General features: G+C 73.1%; 16 protein-coding genes. 2 read left to right on the top strand and 14 right to left on the bottom strand.

Annotated features, from left to right (window positions below; all coding sequences use genetic code 11):
* Window positions 1-55 precede the first annotated feature (55 nt).
* Together IE247_RS26960 and IE247_RS26965 are read left to right on the top strand one after the other, a co-directional pair.
* Window positions 56-874 (top strand): DUF8842 C-terminal domain-containing protein, encoded by an 819-nt coding sequence (locus tag IE247_RS26960; protein ID WP_190125898.1) that lies wholly within the window; start codon window positions 56-58, stop codon window positions 872-874.
* Between the two features lie 131 nt (window positions 875-1,005).
* On the top strand, window positions 1,006-1,341 hold the full coding sequence (locus IE247_RS26965; RefSeq protein ID WP_190125899.1) for a hypothetical protein: 336 nt from the start codon (window positions 1,006-1,008) through the stop codon (window positions 1,339-1,341).
* 95 nt (window positions 1,342-1,436) lie between these two features.
* Here the strand turns inward: IE247_RS26965 and der are convergent, their stop codons facing one another.
* The 14 genes from der to ald form a co-directional block, all read right to left on the bottom strand.
* Window positions 1,437-2,885 (bottom strand): ribosome biogenesis GTPase Der, encoded by a 1,449-nt coding sequence (der, locus tag IE247_RS26970; RefSeq protein ID WP_190125900.1) that lies wholly within the window; start codon window positions 2,883-2,885, stop codon window positions 1,437-1,439.
* A 58-nt stretch (window positions 2,886-2,943) separates the two neighbouring features.
* Complete coding sequence (locus tag IE247_RS26975) at window positions 2,944-3,537, bottom strand: lysophospholipid acyltransferase family protein (RefSeq protein ID WP_190125925.1); 594 nt, start codon at window positions 3,535-3,537, stop codon at window positions 2,944-2,946.
* Window positions 3,538-3,638: 101 nt separating this feature from the next.
* On the bottom strand, window positions 3,639-4,346 hold the full coding sequence (cmk, locus tag IE247_RS26980) for a (d)CMP kinase (protein ID WP_190125901.1): 708 nt from the start codon (window positions 4,344-4,346) through the stop codon (window positions 3,639-3,641).
* Between the two features lie 151 nt (window positions 4,347-4,497).
* Entirely contained in the window at window positions 4,498-5,583 is a 1,086-nt protein-coding gene (locus IE247_RS26985) for a prephenate dehydrogenase (RefSeq protein ID WP_190125902.1), read from the bottom strand.
* 113 nt (window positions 5,584-5,696) lie between these two features.
* Window positions 5,697-6,731 (bottom strand): ADP-ribosylglycohydrolase family protein, encoded by a 1,035-nt coding sequence (locus IE247_RS26990; protein WP_190125903.1) that lies wholly within the window; start codon window positions 6,729-6,731, stop codon window positions 5,697-5,699.
* Entirely contained in the window at window positions 6,728-7,480 is a 753-nt protein-coding gene (locus IE247_RS26995) for an NUDIX hydrolase (RefSeq protein ID WP_190125904.1), read from the bottom strand. The genes IE247_RS26990 and IE247_RS26995 overlap by 4 nt, the downstream gene beginning before the upstream one ends.
* 43 nt (window positions 7,481-7,523) lie before the next feature.
* Window positions 7,524-8,651, bottom strand: coding sequence for an AAA family ATPase (locus IE247_RS27000; RefSeq protein ID WP_190125905.1), 1,128 nt, complete (start codon window positions 8,649-8,651; stop codon window positions 7,524-7,526).
* Window positions 8,648-9,328 (bottom strand): nicotinamide riboside transporter PnuC, encoded by a 681-nt coding sequence (gene pnuC, locus IE247_RS27005; protein ID WP_190125906.1) that lies wholly within the window; start codon window positions 9,326-9,328, stop codon window positions 8,648-8,650. Before pnuC ends, IE247_RS27000 begins: the two co-directional genes overlap by 4 nt.
* 187 nt (window positions 9,329-9,515) lie before the next feature.
* Window positions 9,516-10,619 carry a pseudouridine synthase gene (locus IE247_RS27010; protein ID WP_190125907.1) on the bottom strand — a complete coding sequence of 368 codons (1,104 nt, stop codon included), beginning with the start codon at window positions 10,617-10,619 and terminating at the stop codon, window positions 9,516-9,518.
* Window positions 10,619-11,200 (bottom strand): SMC-Scp complex subunit ScpB, encoded by a 582-nt coding sequence (gene scpB, locus IE247_RS27015; RefSeq protein WP_229869374.1) that lies wholly within the window; start codon window positions 11,198-11,200, stop codon window positions 10,619-10,621. Before scpB ends, IE247_RS27010 begins: the two co-directional genes overlap by 1 nt.
* 32 nt (window positions 11,201-11,232) lie before the next feature.
* A complete protein-coding gene (locus IE247_RS27020) occupies window positions 11,233-12,222 on the bottom strand; it encodes a segregation and condensation protein A (RefSeq protein ID WP_190125909.1) in 990 nt (329 codons plus the stop codon).
* Window positions 12,223-12,297: 75 nt separating this feature from the next.
* The gene (locus IE247_RS27025) at window positions 12,298-12,840 is read right to left on the bottom strand and encodes a hypothetical protein (protein WP_190125926.1); all 543 of its coding nucleotides are present in this window, start codon (window positions 12,838-12,840) and stop codon (window positions 12,298-12,300) included.
* On the bottom strand, window positions 12,837-13,862 hold the full coding sequence (locus IE247_RS27030) for a ParA family protein (RefSeq protein WP_381734661.1): 1,026 nt from the start codon (window positions 13,860-13,862) through the stop codon (window positions 12,837-12,839). Before IE247_RS27030 ends, IE247_RS27025 begins: the two co-directional genes overlap by 4 nt.
* 499 nt (window positions 13,863-14,361) lie before the next feature.
* On the bottom strand, window positions 14,362-15,477 hold the full coding sequence (gene ald / locus IE247_RS27035; protein ID WP_190125927.1) for an alanine dehydrogenase: 1,116 nt from the start codon (window positions 15,475-15,477) through the stop codon (window positions 14,362-14,364).
* Window positions 15,478-15,518 lie beyond the last annotated feature (41 nt).

A 15,518-nucleotide genomic window follows, 5' to 3' on the forward strand; every position in this document is an offset into this window, starting at 1 on the left:
CCCTTTATGAGCGGGGATCGGCCCGGCTCACAAGAACAAGCCCGAGGAGCCACCCGTGCCGCGCATGCTCGACGTCAGCGAGGACGTACGCGCCGAGATCGGTGACCAGGAAGCCGACCGGCTGCTCGCCGGCGAGAACGCCCCGGGCAGCTACGACTGCACCTCCTGCCGCACCCCGGGCGACACCGAGCAGGAGCGGACCAGCACGGTGCTGTTCGTCGGCGAGGAGACCGCCGTCCTCGCCTTCGCCCACGCCACCTGCATCCCCTCCCAGGTGGTCCAGGTCGCCGAGTCCGAACTCCAGGGCGCGGTGCGCTCCATCACCGGCGACCAGGCGGGCGGCTTCCCGCCCGCGCCCGCCCCCGCGCCCCTGGCCGCCGAGGCCGCCCCCGCCCCCGGGCAGGCGGTCCTCGGCATCACCAGCGGGCTGCTGCTGATCCAGGGAGAGCTGCGCCCGGCGCTGGTGGTGGAGCCGACCGCGCCGATCGCCCGCCCCGGCACCACGGGCGAGGGCGGCGACGACTTCCTCACCCTCCTCATCGAGCAGGGCTTCGGACCCGTCCACGATGTCGCCCGGCCGCCCGGCCAGCTCCCCGGCTGGTCCGTGCTGCTCGCCATGGGCCAGCTGCACGCCGTGCTCCAGCCCGGCACCGGCGGCGGCAATCAGGTCGCCTGGTGGCAGGCCCATCAGCCGCTCCAGGTCACCGACGGCTGGCGGACCGCCGCCAACAAGTCCCGCACGGTGCTGGTCTACGCGGCCCCGGTCGGCTCGATCGGCCAGCAGCCCCGGGAGGATCTGCTGCGGGACGCCCTGGAGAAGGCGGCGGCGGGCGGCCGGCTGGTGGCCGCCGCGATGCCGCTCGCCGGGACCTGAGGGCCCGGCCCCACCGCGCCGCCCCCGGCGGCTCCCCCCTGCCCGGCCCGCCCGCCGGAACACCTGATCCCGGGACATTTCTGCGGCGGGCCGGGCAGTGACGGGCCGGGGGCGTGCCTCGTTGCAGGTACGTGCACTCATACGACCCGACCCGCCATCAGTACCCGCCCCAGATCCCGGCGATGCGCCCCGCCTACGAGGTGCCCCCCGCCCCCTCCCCCACGCCCATCTACGACACACTGTGCGCCGAGTACCGCAGGGCGTTCCGGGCACTGCCCGGCGACCGGAGCGGTGAGGAAGATCTCGGATTCAAGGACTTCGGCATGGGGCTGACCAGCAGCCGGGGATTCGGGACCATCGGCCATCCGCCGTATCCCGGCGCGGGCTGGCAGCCCTATCCGGCCCCCCGGGCCTATGTGGGCCACCATCCGGTCGCCCTGCCCCCGGCCCCCCGCCGGGGCTTCTGAGATCCCGCCCGGCGTACGGGTGAGGGCGCTGTCCCGGGCCGGATGATCCTCCGGTCCGGGACAGCGCCCTCACCCGTACGCGTACGTACGAAGCCCTACTTGTTGCGGCCGCGCTTCTCCCGGACCCGCACCGAGATGTGGATCGGGGTGCCCTCGAAGCCGAACTCCTCACGGAGCCTGCGCTCCACGAAGCGGCGGTAGCCGTGCTCCAGGAAGCCGGAGGCGAAGAGGACGAACCTCGGCGGCTTGGTGCCCGCCTGGGTGCCGAAGAGGATACGGGGCTGCTTGCCGCCCCGGACCGGGTGCGGGTGCGCGGCGACGATCTCACCGAGGAAGGCGTTCAGCCGGCCGGTGGGGACCCGGGTCTCCCAGCCCGCCAGGGCGGTGGTGATCGCCGGGACCAGCTTCTCCATGTGGCGGCCGGTGAGGGCCGAGACATTGACCCGGGGGGCCCAGGAGATCTGGGCCAGCTCCGTGTCGATCTCGCGCTCCAGGTAGTAGCGGCGCTCCTCGTCGAGGGTGTCCCACTTGTTGAACGCGACGACCATCGCACGGCCGGCCTCGACCGCCATGGTGATGATCCGCTGGTCCTGGACGCTGATCGACTCACTGGCGTCGATCAGCACCACGGCGACCTCCGCCTTCTCCACGGCGGCGGCGGTACGCAGCGATGCGTAGTAGTCCGCGCCCTCCTGGAGGTGGACCCTGCGGCGGATACCGGCCGTGTCCACGAACTTCCAGGTGACGCCGCCCAGCTCGATCAGCTCGTCGACCGGGTCACGGGTCGTGCCGGCGATCTCGTTGACGACCACCCGCTCCTCGTTGGCCACCTTGTTGAGCAGCGAGGACTTGCCGACGTTCGGGCGGCCGATCAGCGCGATGCGGCGGGGGCCGCCGAGGACCGTGCCGAAGGTCTGGGCCGGGGCCTCCGGCAGCGCCTCCAGGACGGCGTCGAGCATGTCGCCCGTGCCGCGGCCGTGCAGCGAGGAGACCGGGTGGGGCTCGCCGAGGCCGAGCGACCACAGGGCGGTGGCGTCCGCCTCGCCGCTGGGGCCGTCGACCTTGTTGGCGCAGAGCACCACGGGCTTGCCGGCCCGGCGCAGCAGCCGGACGACGGCCTCGTCGGTGTCGGTCGCGCCGACCGTGGCGTCCACGACGAAGACGACCGCGTCGGCGGCGTCGATCGCATACTCGGCCTGGGCGGCGACGGAGGCGTCGATGCCGAGGACGTCCTGCTCCCAGCCTCCGGTGTCCACCACCTTGAAACGGCGGCCGGCCCACTCGGCCTCATAGGTGACCCGGTCCCGGGTGACGCCCGGCTTGTCCTCCACCACGGCCTCACGGCGGCCGATGATGCGGTTCACCAGGGTCGACTTTCCGACATTGGGGCGGCCGACGACGGCGAGGACGGGCAGCGGGCCGTGACCGGCCTCGCCGATCGCGTCCTCGACCTCCTCGACGTCGAAGCCCTCTACCGCGGCGAGCTCCATGAACTCCGCGTACTCGGCGTCGCCGAGTGCTCCGTGGTCGTGCTGGTCGTTCATGAAGTCCGTTCCTCGATCGTCAACCGGGCCACCTCGCGGTGGCCCCCTGCTCAAAGTCTTACCCGGAGCGCCCGGTCAGGCGCCTGGCGTTTTCCAGATGGCCGGTCAGCCGCTGCTGGATGTGTACGGTGGCGTCGTCCAGCGCCGTGCGCGTACGGCGGCCGCTGCCGTCCCCCGCCAGGAAGGCGTCGCCGAAGACGATGTCCACCCGGCCGCGCAGCGCGGGGAGCGCCTTGATCAGCCTGCCGGGCCGTTCGTCGCCGCCGAGAACGGCCACCGGGACGATCGGCGCGCCGGAGCGTACCGCGAAGTAGGCGAGCCCGGCGCGCAGTGAGGCGAAGTCTCCCTCACCCCGGGTGCCCTCGGGAAATATGCCGAGGACTCCGCCGTTCGCCAGTACGCCGAGCGCGCCGGTGACCGCCGCGCGGTCGGTGCCGGAGCGGTCCACCTTCAGCTGTCCGATCGCCAGCAGGAACGGGTCCAGCGGGCCGACGAACGCCTCTTTCTTGATCAGAAAGTGCACCGGGCGGGGTGCGGTGCCCATCAGCATGGGTCCGTCCACCATGTGCGAGTGGTTCACGGCGAAGATCACGGGGCCGGCGGACGGAACCCGCCAGTCGCCGAGCACCCGGGGCTTCCACAGCCCGTACATCAGGCCGATGCCGATGCGCCGGCCGATCACCGCGCCGCGTGCGGAGGGCGCCGCGCCCCCGGCGGGAGCGGCGCCTGCCGCGTTCCTCACGGCCGAATCGGTCACCGCACCGCCCGGGTGCCGGTGGCGCCCTCGGCCCGCCGGGACCGGACCAGGGCGATCACATGGTCGATCACCTGCTGAAGGGTCAGCTCGGTGGTGTCCACCTCGATCGCGTCGTCGGCCTTGGCGAGCGGGGAGGTCTTGCGGCTGGAGTCCGCCGCGTCGCGCTTGATCAGGGCCTCGCGGGTGGCCGCCAGGTCGGCGCCCTTCAGCTCTCCGCTGCGGCGCGCGGCGCGGGCCTCGGCGGAGGCGGTCAGGAAGATCTTCAGATCGGCGTCCGGCAGCACGGTGGTGCCGATGTCGCGGCCCTCGACGACGATGCCGGCGACGGCCGCCGCGGCGATCTCGCGCTGGAGGTCGGTGATCCGGGTCCGCACCTCGGGGACGGCGCTGACCGCGCTGACCTTGGAGCTGACCTCCTGGGTGCGGATCGGGCCGGAGGCGTCCACGCCGTCGACGGTGATGGTCGGGGCGGCGGGGTCGGTGCCCGAGACGATGGCCGGCTGGTCCGCGACGGCGGCGATCCGGGCCGGGTCGGAGAGGTCGATCCCCTTGCTGACCATCCACCAGGTGATCGCCCGGTACTGGGCGCCGGTGTCCAGATAGCTGAGCCCCAGGGCGGCGGCCACGGCCTTGGACGTGCTCGACTTGCCCGTGCCGGCGGGGCCGTCGATGGCGACGATCACGGATTCCACGGTGTCGGACACCTTTCCTGAGGCGGGGACGGGGCCGCGCGGAAATGCGGTGGGCCCCGGCCCAAGGTTACCGAGTGCCGGGGCCCGTCACGGACACGCGTACGGCCGGGCGGCCCCGGCGGCCGTCACCGTGACGCCGAGTGTCCGGAATCTGCCGTTTGCGTCACTGTCGGATCGCCCATCCCCGCTCGCGCAGCGAGGCCGCGAGGGAGGCCGCGGCGGAGGGTTCGACCATCAGCTGCACCAGGCCGGCCTGCTGCCCGGTGGCGTGCTCGATGCGTACGTCCTCGATGTTGACGCCCTCGCGTCCGGCGTCGGAGAAGATCCGGGCCAGCTCGCCGGGCTGGTCGCTGATGAGCACTCCGACGATCTCGTACGCGGCGGGGGCCGTGCCGTGCTTGCCGGGGACCCTGGCCCGTCCGGCGTTGCCCCGGCGCAGCACGGAGCCGATGTCCGTCGCGCCGCCTAGGCGGCGCTCCTCGTCCGGGGACTGGAGCGAGCGCAGCGCCCGGACGGTCTCGTCCAGGTCGGCGGCGATCCCGGTGAGCACGTCGGCCACCGGGCCGGGGTTCGCGGTGAGGATGTCGACCCACATGGCGGGGTCGGACGCGGCGATCCGGGTCACGTCGCGGATGCCCTGTCCGCACAGGCGCACGGCGGTCTCGTCGGCCTCCTCCAGCCGGGCGGCGACCATCGAGGAGACCAGCTGCGGGGTGTGCGAGACGAGGGCGACCGCGCGGTCGTGGGCGTCTGCGTCCATGACCACCGGGACGGCCCGGCAGAGGGCGATCAGTTCGAGGGCGAGGTTGAGCACCTCGGTGTCCGTGGCGGCGGTGGGGGTGAGCACCCAGGGCCGCCCCTCGAAGAGGTCGGCGGTGGCCGCGAGGGGCCCGGAGCGCTCCTTGCCGGACATCGGGTGGGACCCGATGTAGGCGGAGAGGTCCAGGGAGAGGGCCTCCAGCTCCCGCCGGGGGCCGCCCTTGACGCTGGCGACGTCGAGATAGCCCCGGGCGACGCCGTCGCGCATGGCGGCGGCGAGCGCGGTGGCGGTGTACGCCGGGGGCACGGCGACGATCGCGAGGTCGACCCGGCCCGGGGGCGGGGCGTCGGTGCCCGCGCCGAGGGCTGCGGCGGTCTGGGCCCGCTCGGGGTCGTGGTCGACCAGATGGACGGTCACCCCCCGGCCCGCGAGGGCGAGCGCGGCGGAGGTGCCGATCAGTCCGGTTCCGATGACGAGGGCGGTTCTCACTGGGTGATGTCCTTGCGCGGGGCGGCGTCCGGGCGAGCGTTCCCGATCAGCCTAGTCAGCCGTCCGGGCGCGCGCCGCGGCGACCGGCCCCCGGGAGAGGGCCGGGCCCGGGGTCAGGAGTCCCAGAGCGCGCCCAGGGAGAGCAGATCGCTGCGGTACTCGATCCGCTCGGACCACTCCTTGGGCCAGGCGTCCGCGCCGAGGTGCGCTCCGGCGAACGCGCCCGTCAGGGCGGCTATCGAGTCCGAGTCGCCCCGGGTGCAGGCGGCCCTGCGCAGCGCGGTGACCGGGTCCCGGGGGAAGAGCAGGAAGCAGTGCAGGGCGGTGGCGAGGGCTTCCTCGGCGATCCAGCCGTCGCCGGTGGCGAGGCAGGGGTCGGTCTCCGGGTCGGGGTCGCGCAGGGCGGCCGCCAGCCGGTCCAGGGCGGTGAGGCACTCGTCCCAGCCGCGTGCGACGAAGGCCTGGGGCGAGGCGTCGTGGGACTTGGTCCACAGATCGCCGAGCCAGCGCTCGTAGTAGCGGGAGCGGCTCTCGTACGCGTAGGTGCGCAGCCGCACCACCAGGCCGGCCGGGTCCGCGCCCCGGGCCAGCAGATGGACGGCGCGGGCGGTGAGGTCGCTGGCGGCCAGCGCGGTGGGGTGGCCGTGGGTGAGCGCGGACTGGAGCTGGGCCGCTCCGGCGCGCTGTTCGTCGCTCAGCCCGGGGACGAGTCCGACGGGGGCGACGCGCATGTTGGCGCCGCAGCCCTTGGATCCGACCTGGCTCGCCTCCGCCCAGGGCAGCCGTTCGTCGTCGAGGAGGCGGCAGGCGGTGAGGCAGGTGCGGCCGGGGGCGCGGTTGTTCTCCGGGGAGTGGTACCAGGAGGTGAACTCCTCGCGCAGCGGGCGGGTGAGGCGGGAGGCGACGAGCAGTCCGCGGTCCATGGCGGTGCGGATGCCGTTCGCGACGGCGATGGTCATCTGGGTGTCGTCGGTGACGTACGCGGGCGTCGGCAGCGGCATCTCGCGCCAGGGGCCGCACTTGGCGAGGATCCGCGGGACGTCGTTGAACTCGGTGGGGAATCCCAGGGCGTCGCCGAGCGCGAGTCCGATCAGGGAGCCGGTGGCGGCCTGCTTGGTGGCGGTCCTCGGGGTACGGAGCGTGGTCATGGCCGGCGTCCTTCCGGTCGCAGGAGGGGTGGGTGGAGCGCGGACGCGGGGCCCGCGCGGTAGAGCGCGGCGGGTTTGCCCCGGCCGCCGGTGCGGCGCGGCGGGCCCTCGACGGCTTCCACGAAGCCGGGGGTGGCGAGGACCTTGCGGCGGAAGTTGGGCGGGTCGAGCGGGACGCCCCAGACCGTCTCGTACACCTGCCGCAGCTCGCCGAGGGTGAACTCGGCCGGGCAGAAGCCGGTGGCGAGGCAGGTGTACTCCAGCTTGGCGCTGACGCGTTCATGGGCGTCGGCGAGGATCCGCTCGTGGTCGAAGGCGAGCGGCGCGGCGTCCTCGCGCGGTGTCCACCGGGCGTGGGCCGCGTCCCCGCCGCCCCGGGGTTCGGGCAGATCGGGCAGGAGGGCCGCGTAGGCGACGGAGACGACCCGCATCCTCGGGTCGCGGTCCGGTTCGCTGTAGGTGCGCAGCTGTTCGAGATGGAGATGGCGGACGGTGGAGCCGGAGAGGCCGGTCTCCTCGGCGAGTTCGCGGCGGGCGGCGGCCCCGGCGGACTCGTCGGGCCGGACGAAGCCGCCGGGGAGCGCCCACGCGCCGCGGTGGGGGGCCTCCCCCCGGCGGACGAGCAGCACGTGGAGGCGTGCGGCGCGGACGGTGAGCACGGCGAGGTCGACGGTGACCGCGAAGGGCGGGAAGGCCCTGGGGTCGTACCCCGGCGGGGCGCCGGTGTGCTCGGACGGCTGGTGTGTCAACGGCGCTCCGGTCGGTCGGCCCCGGGCGGGGCGGGGGCGGGCGTCAGCGGGGGCGGTACGAGGGGGCCGGGGGGTACGGGAGGTCCGGGCGGGCGGTGAGGTCGGGGAGCGGGTCGGCGAGGCGGGGCCCTTCGGCGAGCAGCGCGTCCACGGCGGCGACCGCGGTGGCCAGCCGCCGCTCGTGCGGTCCGGTCAGCCGTACGGTCCGGCGTCCGGTGCGGGCCAGCTCGGCGGCGAAGCGCCCGGTCATCCAGGGCCGCAGCTCGGCCCCGTCGCGCAGCCCGTCGTCCTCGAAGGGGACCGACTCGTGGTCGGTGAGCAGCCACAGGTGCTGCCGTCCGCGTGCGGCGATCCGGGCGACCTCCTCGTGGCCGCCGCCCACATAGCGCTCGTGCCAGACGGTGGTGGCGAACGCGTCGGTGTCGCAGAAGAGCACCGGTGAGCCGGCCCGGGCGGCCTCTTCCTCCAGCTCGCTCTGGCGGCGGGCGATGAGCGGGAAGTCGTCGGCGGTGAGGGTGACGTCGCTCCAGAGCGCCCCGGGCCGCTCGGCGCGCAGCCGGGCGAGCGCTTCCTCGCTGAACCGCCGTCCGTACTCCGGGACGCCGAGGGTCCCGGCCCAGACCCCGCCGCGCCTGCGGTAGTGGTCGGTGAGCGCGCGGACCATGGTGGTGGTGCCGGTCGACTCCGCGCCGAGCACGACCACACGACGGGTCAGGGCGGCGCGTACGGGGGCGCTGAGGTACTCCCAGCAGCGGGCGGGGTCCTCGCGGACGGCGGTGCCGGAGACGGGGAAGAGCGTACGTCCGGGGTCGACGGAGACGGCGTGCGCGCCGAAGCGGCGGCCCAGCTCGGCCCCGTACGCCTCGGAGGTGAAGACGGCGTCGACGGGCTCGGGGACGGCGGCGCGGAAGACCGCCATGTGCGCGTCCCAGACGGCCGGGTCGCCGGTGTCCATGGGGATGTCGTCGACCGTGCCCACGACATGGGCGTCCGGGTGCAGCTCGCGCATCCAGGCGACCCGGTCGGCGAGCGGGACGGATTCCACGGAGGCGGCGCAGACCAGGACGGTCAGCCGGGCGCAGCGGGCGGCGGCGGTGTCGACGAGGTGATGGTGCCCGGCGTGCGGCGGATAGAACTTCCCGAGGACCAGTCCGTGCCGGTAGGTCGTCATGGGGTCGCCCCGGCGGTCTCGGTCTCGGTCGCGGCGTCGGCACGGGCCCGGTGCTCGGCGGCCGAGCGGGACCAGTTGCGGAGTCCGAGCACGCAGAGCGCGAGGAAGCCGGTGTACAGCAGTGAGGTGAGGTAGAGCTGCTTGTGCGCGTAGAGCGGGATGTAGATCAGGTCGGCGGCGATCCACAGCCACCAGGACTCCAGCCGCTTGCGGCACTGCCCGTAGGTCGCCATGAGCGAGAGGGCGGTGGTGAGCGCGTCCCAGAAGGGGACGGTGGAGTCGGTGGCCCGGTCGAGCAGGAGGGTGATGGCCGCGGTCCCCATCACCCCCGCCGCGAGGAGCCCGATCCACTCGGTGCGCGAGGTGCGCCGCACCGGGAGACCGCCGTCGGAGCCCGGGCCACCCCCGTGGGTCCAGGTCCACCAGCCGTAGGCGGCGAGGGTGATGAAGACGATCTGGAGGCCGGCGTCGGCGTACAGCCCGGCCTGGCCGAAGAGCAGGATGAAGAGGAGGTTGTTGGCGATGCCGACGGGCCAGTTGGCGAGGTGCTGGCGGGCGACGAGCCAGACGCAGAGCGCGCCGCTGCCGAATCCGAGCACCTCGGTCCAGCTCACGGGGGTGTCGAGCACGGTGAACAGCGGCTGTCGCAGGGGGTCCAGCAGGTCCGCGAGATTCAACCCCGCCTCCTTAATAGTCATCCTGACTATAAAAGGGCCGCGGGAGCGGGCGCAAGGGGCGCGGGCCAGGAAGGTGCGGGCGCGGGAACGCGGAAGCCCGGGAACGCGGAAGCCCGCGACCGGGTTCGGTCGCGGGCTTCCGGCGCGAGAGGGCGCGGTGTCGATAAAGCTGTGTCGACAAAACGGCTTAGAGGCCGACTTCCTTCATCAGCATGCCGACCTCGGTGTTGGTCATACGGCGCAGCCAGCCGGACTTCTGGTCGCCCAGGGAGATCGGGCCGAAGGCGGTGCGCACCAGCTTCTCGACCGGGAATCCGGCCTCGGAGAGCATCCGGCGCACGATGTGCTTGCGACCCTCGTGGAGGGTGACCTCGACCAGGTAGTTCTTGCCGGTGTTCTCCACCACGCGGAAGTGGTCGGCGCGGGCGAGGCCGTCCTCCAGCTGGATGCCGTCCTTGAGGCGCTTGCCGATCTCGCGCGGCAGCGGTCCCTGGATGGCGGCGAGGTAGGTCTTCTTCACGCCGTACTTCGGGTGGGTGAGACGGTGGGCCAGCTCGCCGTGGTTGGTGAGCAGGATGATGCCCTCGGTCTCCGTGTCGAGACGGCCCACGTGAAAGAGACGGGTCTCGCGGTTGGTGACGTAGTCGCCGAGGCACTGGCGGCCGTCGGGGTCCTCCATGGTGGAGACGACGCCCGCCGGCTTGTTCAGCGCGAAGAACAGGTGGGACTGGGTGGCGACGGTCAGACCGTCGACCTTGATCTCGTCACGGTCGGGGTCGACCCGGACGCCCTGCTCGATCACCACGCTGCCGTTGACCTCGACCCGGCCGGCGTCGATCAGGTCCTCACAGGTGCGGCGGGAGCCCATACCGGCCCTGGCGAGCACCTTCTGAAGCCGCTCGCCCTCCTGCTCACCGAAGGTCTTCGGGGTCTTGACCAGGGGCTTGTCCGCGTAACGCTCGCGGTTGCGCTCCTCGGTCCTGGCGTCGTACTCCCGCGAGCGGCCCGGGGCGTAGCCGCCCTTGCCGGCCCGCTGGGGGGACTGCCGGGGGCCGCCCTTGGCACCGCCGCGCGCCGACTCGCCACGGCCCTTCCGGGGGGCCTCGGGGGAACCGCCCACGTCGTAGCGGCGCTCCTCGGGACGGGGCTTGCCCGCGCGCTGCTGACGGTCGTCGCGCTGACCCCCGGCCTTCGGCCGGGAGGCGCCCCCGCCGGCGCCCCGGGGGTTACCGCGACCGCCGCTCTTGCCGCCGCCGCTGTTCCCGCTGCTGTTCCTGCCGCTGCTTCGCATCAAAGTTCCGTCGTTGGATTGTCTGGATGGCTGTCTGCATCAGTTTCCGGAGCGTCCGGATCGAACGACAGTACGCCTTCCTGCGTCTCGGCCTCGATCGCGTCCGCCTCGGGGAGGAAGGGCGCCGGCTCCGGCAGCTCGTCCAGGCCGCGCAGGCCCATCCGCTCCAGAAAGTAGTTCGTCGTCCTGTACAGGATCGCACCTGTTTCGGGTTCCGCGCCCGCCTCCTCCACCAGACCGCGCTGGAGCAGCGTCCGCATCACGCCGTCGCAGTTGACTCCGCGCACGGCGGAGACGCGGGAGCGGCCGACCGGCTGGCGGTACGCGACGACCGCGAGGGTCTCCAGGGCGGCCTGGGTGAGCCGGGCCTGCCGGCCGTCGAGCACGAAGCGCTCCACGGCCCCGGCGTGCTCCGGGCGGGAGTAGAAGCGCCAGCCGCCGGCGACCTGCCGCAGCTCGAAGCCGCGGCCGGTGGCGGTGTACTCGTCGGCCAGCTCGCGCAGGGCGTCGGCGACGGCCCGGCGGGGGACTTCGAGGATCTTGGCGAGGTGCTCCTCGGCGGCCGGCTCGTCGACGACCATCAGCACGGCTTCGAGGGCGGGCTTGAGATCGCTCAAACCGGTTCCTCCACTTCCTTCGCTTCCTTCACTTCTCCGACCGCGGTGGGTGCCCGGTCGGGTGGCCGGTCGAACTCGTCGGTGACCGCGAGGGGGCCGTCGCCGCCGGTCCAGACGACCAGGAGTTCGCCGAGGGCCTCCTCCTGGTCGAGGGCGACGGCCCGGTCCCGGTACAGCTCCAGCAGGGCGAGGAACCGGGCGACGACGGTGAGGGTGTCCGCCGCCCCGGCCGCCAGCTCCCGGAAGGTGGCCCGGCCGCGCTCGCGCAGCAGGGCGGCCACGATCCCGGCCTGTTCCCGGACGCTGACCAGCGGCGCGTGGATGTGGTCCACCTCCACCCGGGGCCTGGGCCCGGGCCGCGCGGCCCGGGCGGCGAGCCGGGCGAGGCCGTCGGGCCCGATGCCGAGGACGACCTCGGGCAGGAGCGCGGCGTGGTGGGGTTCGAGCCCCACCGTCCGGGGGTACCGGCGGCCCTCGGCGTCGAGCCGCTCGCCCAGCAGGGCGGCGATGCTCTTGTACGCGCGGTACTGGAGCAGCCGGGCGAAGAGCAGGTCGCGCGCCTCCAGGAGGGCGAGATCCTCCTCGTCCTCGATCTCGGCGGCGGGCAGCAGCCGGGCGGTCTTGAGATCGAGGAGGGTGGCGGCGACCACCAGGAACTCGGTGGTCTGGTCGAGGTCCCAGTCGTCGCCCAGGGCGCGGATGTGGGCCATGAAGTCGTCGGTGACCCGGGAGAGTGCGACCTCGGTCACATCGAGCTTGTGCTTGGCGATGAGCTGGAGCAGCAGGTCGAAGGGGCCCTCGAAGTTGGCCAGGCGCACGGTGAACCGGTACTCGCCGTCCCCGGGCGGATCCGGCGCGTGCGCGGGCTCCGGGGCCGGGGCGGGCTCCGGGACGGGCTCGTCCGGCCGCCGCTCCGGGCCGCCGCCCGCTCCGGGGCCGCGGCCCAGGGCGCGGCGCGGCGGGCGGGGCGGATCGGTCGGGGGCATCGCGGTCCAAAAGGGGCGGCGCGGACCGGGGGCCCGGTCCTGACGGGACGGTCGGGGGCAGCGCGCAGGCTACCCTCAGCGGCCCCGCAGGCGCCGTACGAGAATGCTCGCGTCGCCGCGCTGTTCCAGATCGGCCAGCACCACGGCGACCGCCTCACGCACTATCCGGCCGCGGTCCACCGCGAGCCCGTGTTCCCCGCGCAGCACCAGCCGCGCGTGTTCGAGGTCCATCAGCTCCTCGGCGGAGACATAGACCGTGATCTTCTCGTCGTGCCGCTCGCGACCGCTGGGGCGGCGGTTCGCCCCCCGGCCCCTGCCCCGGCGCGCGGGGGCCGCAGCGGCCTCCTGGGCGGCCTGCGGGCGGCGGGGCTTGGTTCCGGGCGGCCCGGGCTGCGCCGCAGGCTCCTGGCCCCGGCTGCGGCCCTCGGCGTCGGTGTCCGCGCCGGCCGACGAGTGCTCCTGGGGGGCGGACGGCTGCTCGGCGGCCTCCAGCGGGTCGCTCTCGCCACCGGGGGCGGGCACCCTGGGCTCCGCGTTCGGCTGCCGCCGGGGCGACGAGGACTGGAGCGACATCCCCCCGGTGGTGCGGAACAGCTCGTCGGCCCCCGGCAGACTCACTCGGCGTGACACCGGGCGAGCACCTCCCTGGCGAGCTGGCGGTAGGCGGCCGCGCCGACCGAGTTCGACGCGTAGGTGGTGATCGGCTCACCGGCCACGGTGGTCTCCGGGAAGCGGACGGTCCGTCCGATGACCGTGTGGTAGACGTGGTCGTCGAACGCCTCCACCACGCGCGCCAGCACCTCGCGGCTGTGCACGGTGCGCGAGTCGTACATGGTGGCGAGGATGCCGTCCAGCTCCAGGTCGGGGTTGAGCCGCTCCCGGACCTTCTCGATCGTCTCGGTCAGCAGGGCGACGCCGCGCAGCGCGAAGAACTCGCACTCCAGCGGGACGATCACCTTGTGCGCCGCAGTGAGCGCGTTGACCGTGAGGAGGCCCAGCGAGGGCTGACAGTCGATCACGATGTAGTCGTAGTCCGGCAGGAGCGGCTTCAGCGCCCGCTGGAGTGTGGACTCGCGCGCGACCTCGCTCACCAGCTGGACTTCCGCCGCCGACAGGTCGATGTTGCTCGGCAGCAGGTCCATGTTGGGGACCGCGGTCTTCAGCAGCACCTCGTCCGCCGACAGGCCCCGCTCCATGAGCAGGTTGTAGACGGTGAGGTCCAGCTCCATCGGGTTCACGCCGAGGCCGACCGACAGGGCTCCCTGCGGGTCGAAGTCGACGAGCAGGACACGCCGTCCGTACTCCGCGAGCGCGGCGCCCAGATTGATGGTGGACGTGGTCTTGCCCACGCCGCCCTTCTGGTTGCACATCGCGATGATCGTCGCGGGGCCGTGGTCGGTCAGCGGGCCCGGGATCGGGAAGTACGGCAGGGGCCGCCCGGTGGGGCCGATCCGCTCGCGGCGCTGACGCGCGGCGTCGGGGGCGAGGGTGGCCGCGTACTCGGGATCGGGCTCGTACTCGGCGTCGGGGTCGTAGAAGTGCCCTTCGGGGACTTCCTCGTAGGCGGCGAAGTGGGTGGACTCTCGGCCACTCTCGTTGCCGGCCGTGGCGTTCACGTGTTGGCCGTCCGTCATCTTCATCGTGTGGGCTGTCGTCATGTGCGTGGTGTCCTGGCGCGTCGCGAAGGTCCGGACAGCTACGGAGCCGACAGCACCCGGCCCGGACGACGGGCTCACTCCCCGTACAGGCGCTACCGCGTGACCACCTCCGGGAGTAAATGTCGACTCATTCACAAGTCGTCTTACCTCCTTGGACGTGACCAGGACTTTATCGATAGGTCAGCGTGGCACCATGCCGACGGTTGGCGACTCTATGGCGTGTCACCGCTCCGCAGCAACACAATCCACCGGACCCGGCCGTATGTGTCGGCAAGGGAACACCCCTCTGTCAAGGGTGCGCGGCCGCCCGACCGGGGTTCGGCGGGATGGTTTCGAGGGTGCGCGAATCGGTTGAAGGGTTACGTACAAGGCGAGTTGAACGGGTCCGCCCGGGGCCGGATACGGCTCCGGCCGGACCTCGCGCAGCAAGGTCCGGCCGGGGGCACGATGTTGACGGCGGCCGTTGACCGCGGGCCGTCCGTCAGCCGATGAGCGTGGTCAGCTCGGTGTGGGGCAGTCCGTGGGCCTCGGCGACGGGGCCGTAGACGACCTGGCCGTCGTGGGTGTTGAGGCCCAGGGCGAGCGCCGGGTCGCGGCGCAGCGCCTCGGCCCAGCCGAGGTTGGCCAGTTCCACTATGTAGGGCAGCGTCGCGTTGGTCAGCGCGTAGGTGGAGGTGTGGGGAACGGCACCCGGCATGTTGGCGACGCAGTAGAAGACCGAGTCGTGGACCGTGAAGGTCGGCTCGGCGTGCGTGGTCGGGTGGGAGTCCTCGAAGCAGCCGCCCTGGTCGATCGCGATGTCGACAAGGACACTTCCGGGCTTCATTTTGGCGACCAGCTCGTTGGTGACCAGCTTCGGGGCCTTGGCTCCGGGGATGAGCACGGCGCCGATGACGAGGTCGGCCTCGACGACGGCCTTCTCCAGCTCGTAGGCGTTGGAGACGATCGTCTGCACGGCGGTGCCGAAGATCTTGTCGGCCTCGCGGAGCTTGTTGATGTCCCGGTCGAGCAGGGTGACGTGGAAGCCCATGCCGACGGCGATCTGGGTCGCGTTCCAGCCGGAGACGCCGCCGCCGATGACGACGGCGCGGCCCGCGTGGGTGCCCGGGACACCGCCCGGCAGCACACCCCGGCCGCCGGCCGAGCGCATCAGGTGGTACGCGCCGACCTGGGGGGCGAGCCGGCCCGCGACCTCGGACATCGGGGCCAGCAGCGGCAGCGCGCGGTTCGCGGTCTCGACCGTCTCGTACGCGATGGCGGTGGTGCCGGACTCCAGCAGGGCGTCCGTGCACTCGCGGGAGGCCGCGAGGTGGAGGTAGGTGAAGAGCGTCTGGTCCTTGCGGAGGCGGTGGTACTCCTCGGCGATCGGCTCCTTGACCTTCAGCAGCAGGTCGGCGGTGGCCCAGACCTCGTCGGCGGTCGGCAGGATCCGCGCACCGGCGGCGAGGTACTCGTCGTCCGTGATCGAGGAGCCGGCGCCGGCGTTCCGCTCGATGACGACCTCGTGGCCGTGGCGCACCAGCTCGTGGACGCCTGCGGGGGTGATCGCCACCCGGAACTCGTTGTTCTTGACCTCGCGGGGGATGCCGACCTTCACGTCGATCACGGTCCTTGACTCTGGGGATGTGGCGGATACAG

Source organism: Streptomyces inusitatus (assembly GCF_014651115.1).
Classification (GTDB): Bacteria; Actinomycetota; Actinomycetes; order Streptomycetales; family Streptomycetaceae; genus Streptomyces; species Streptomyces amakusaensis.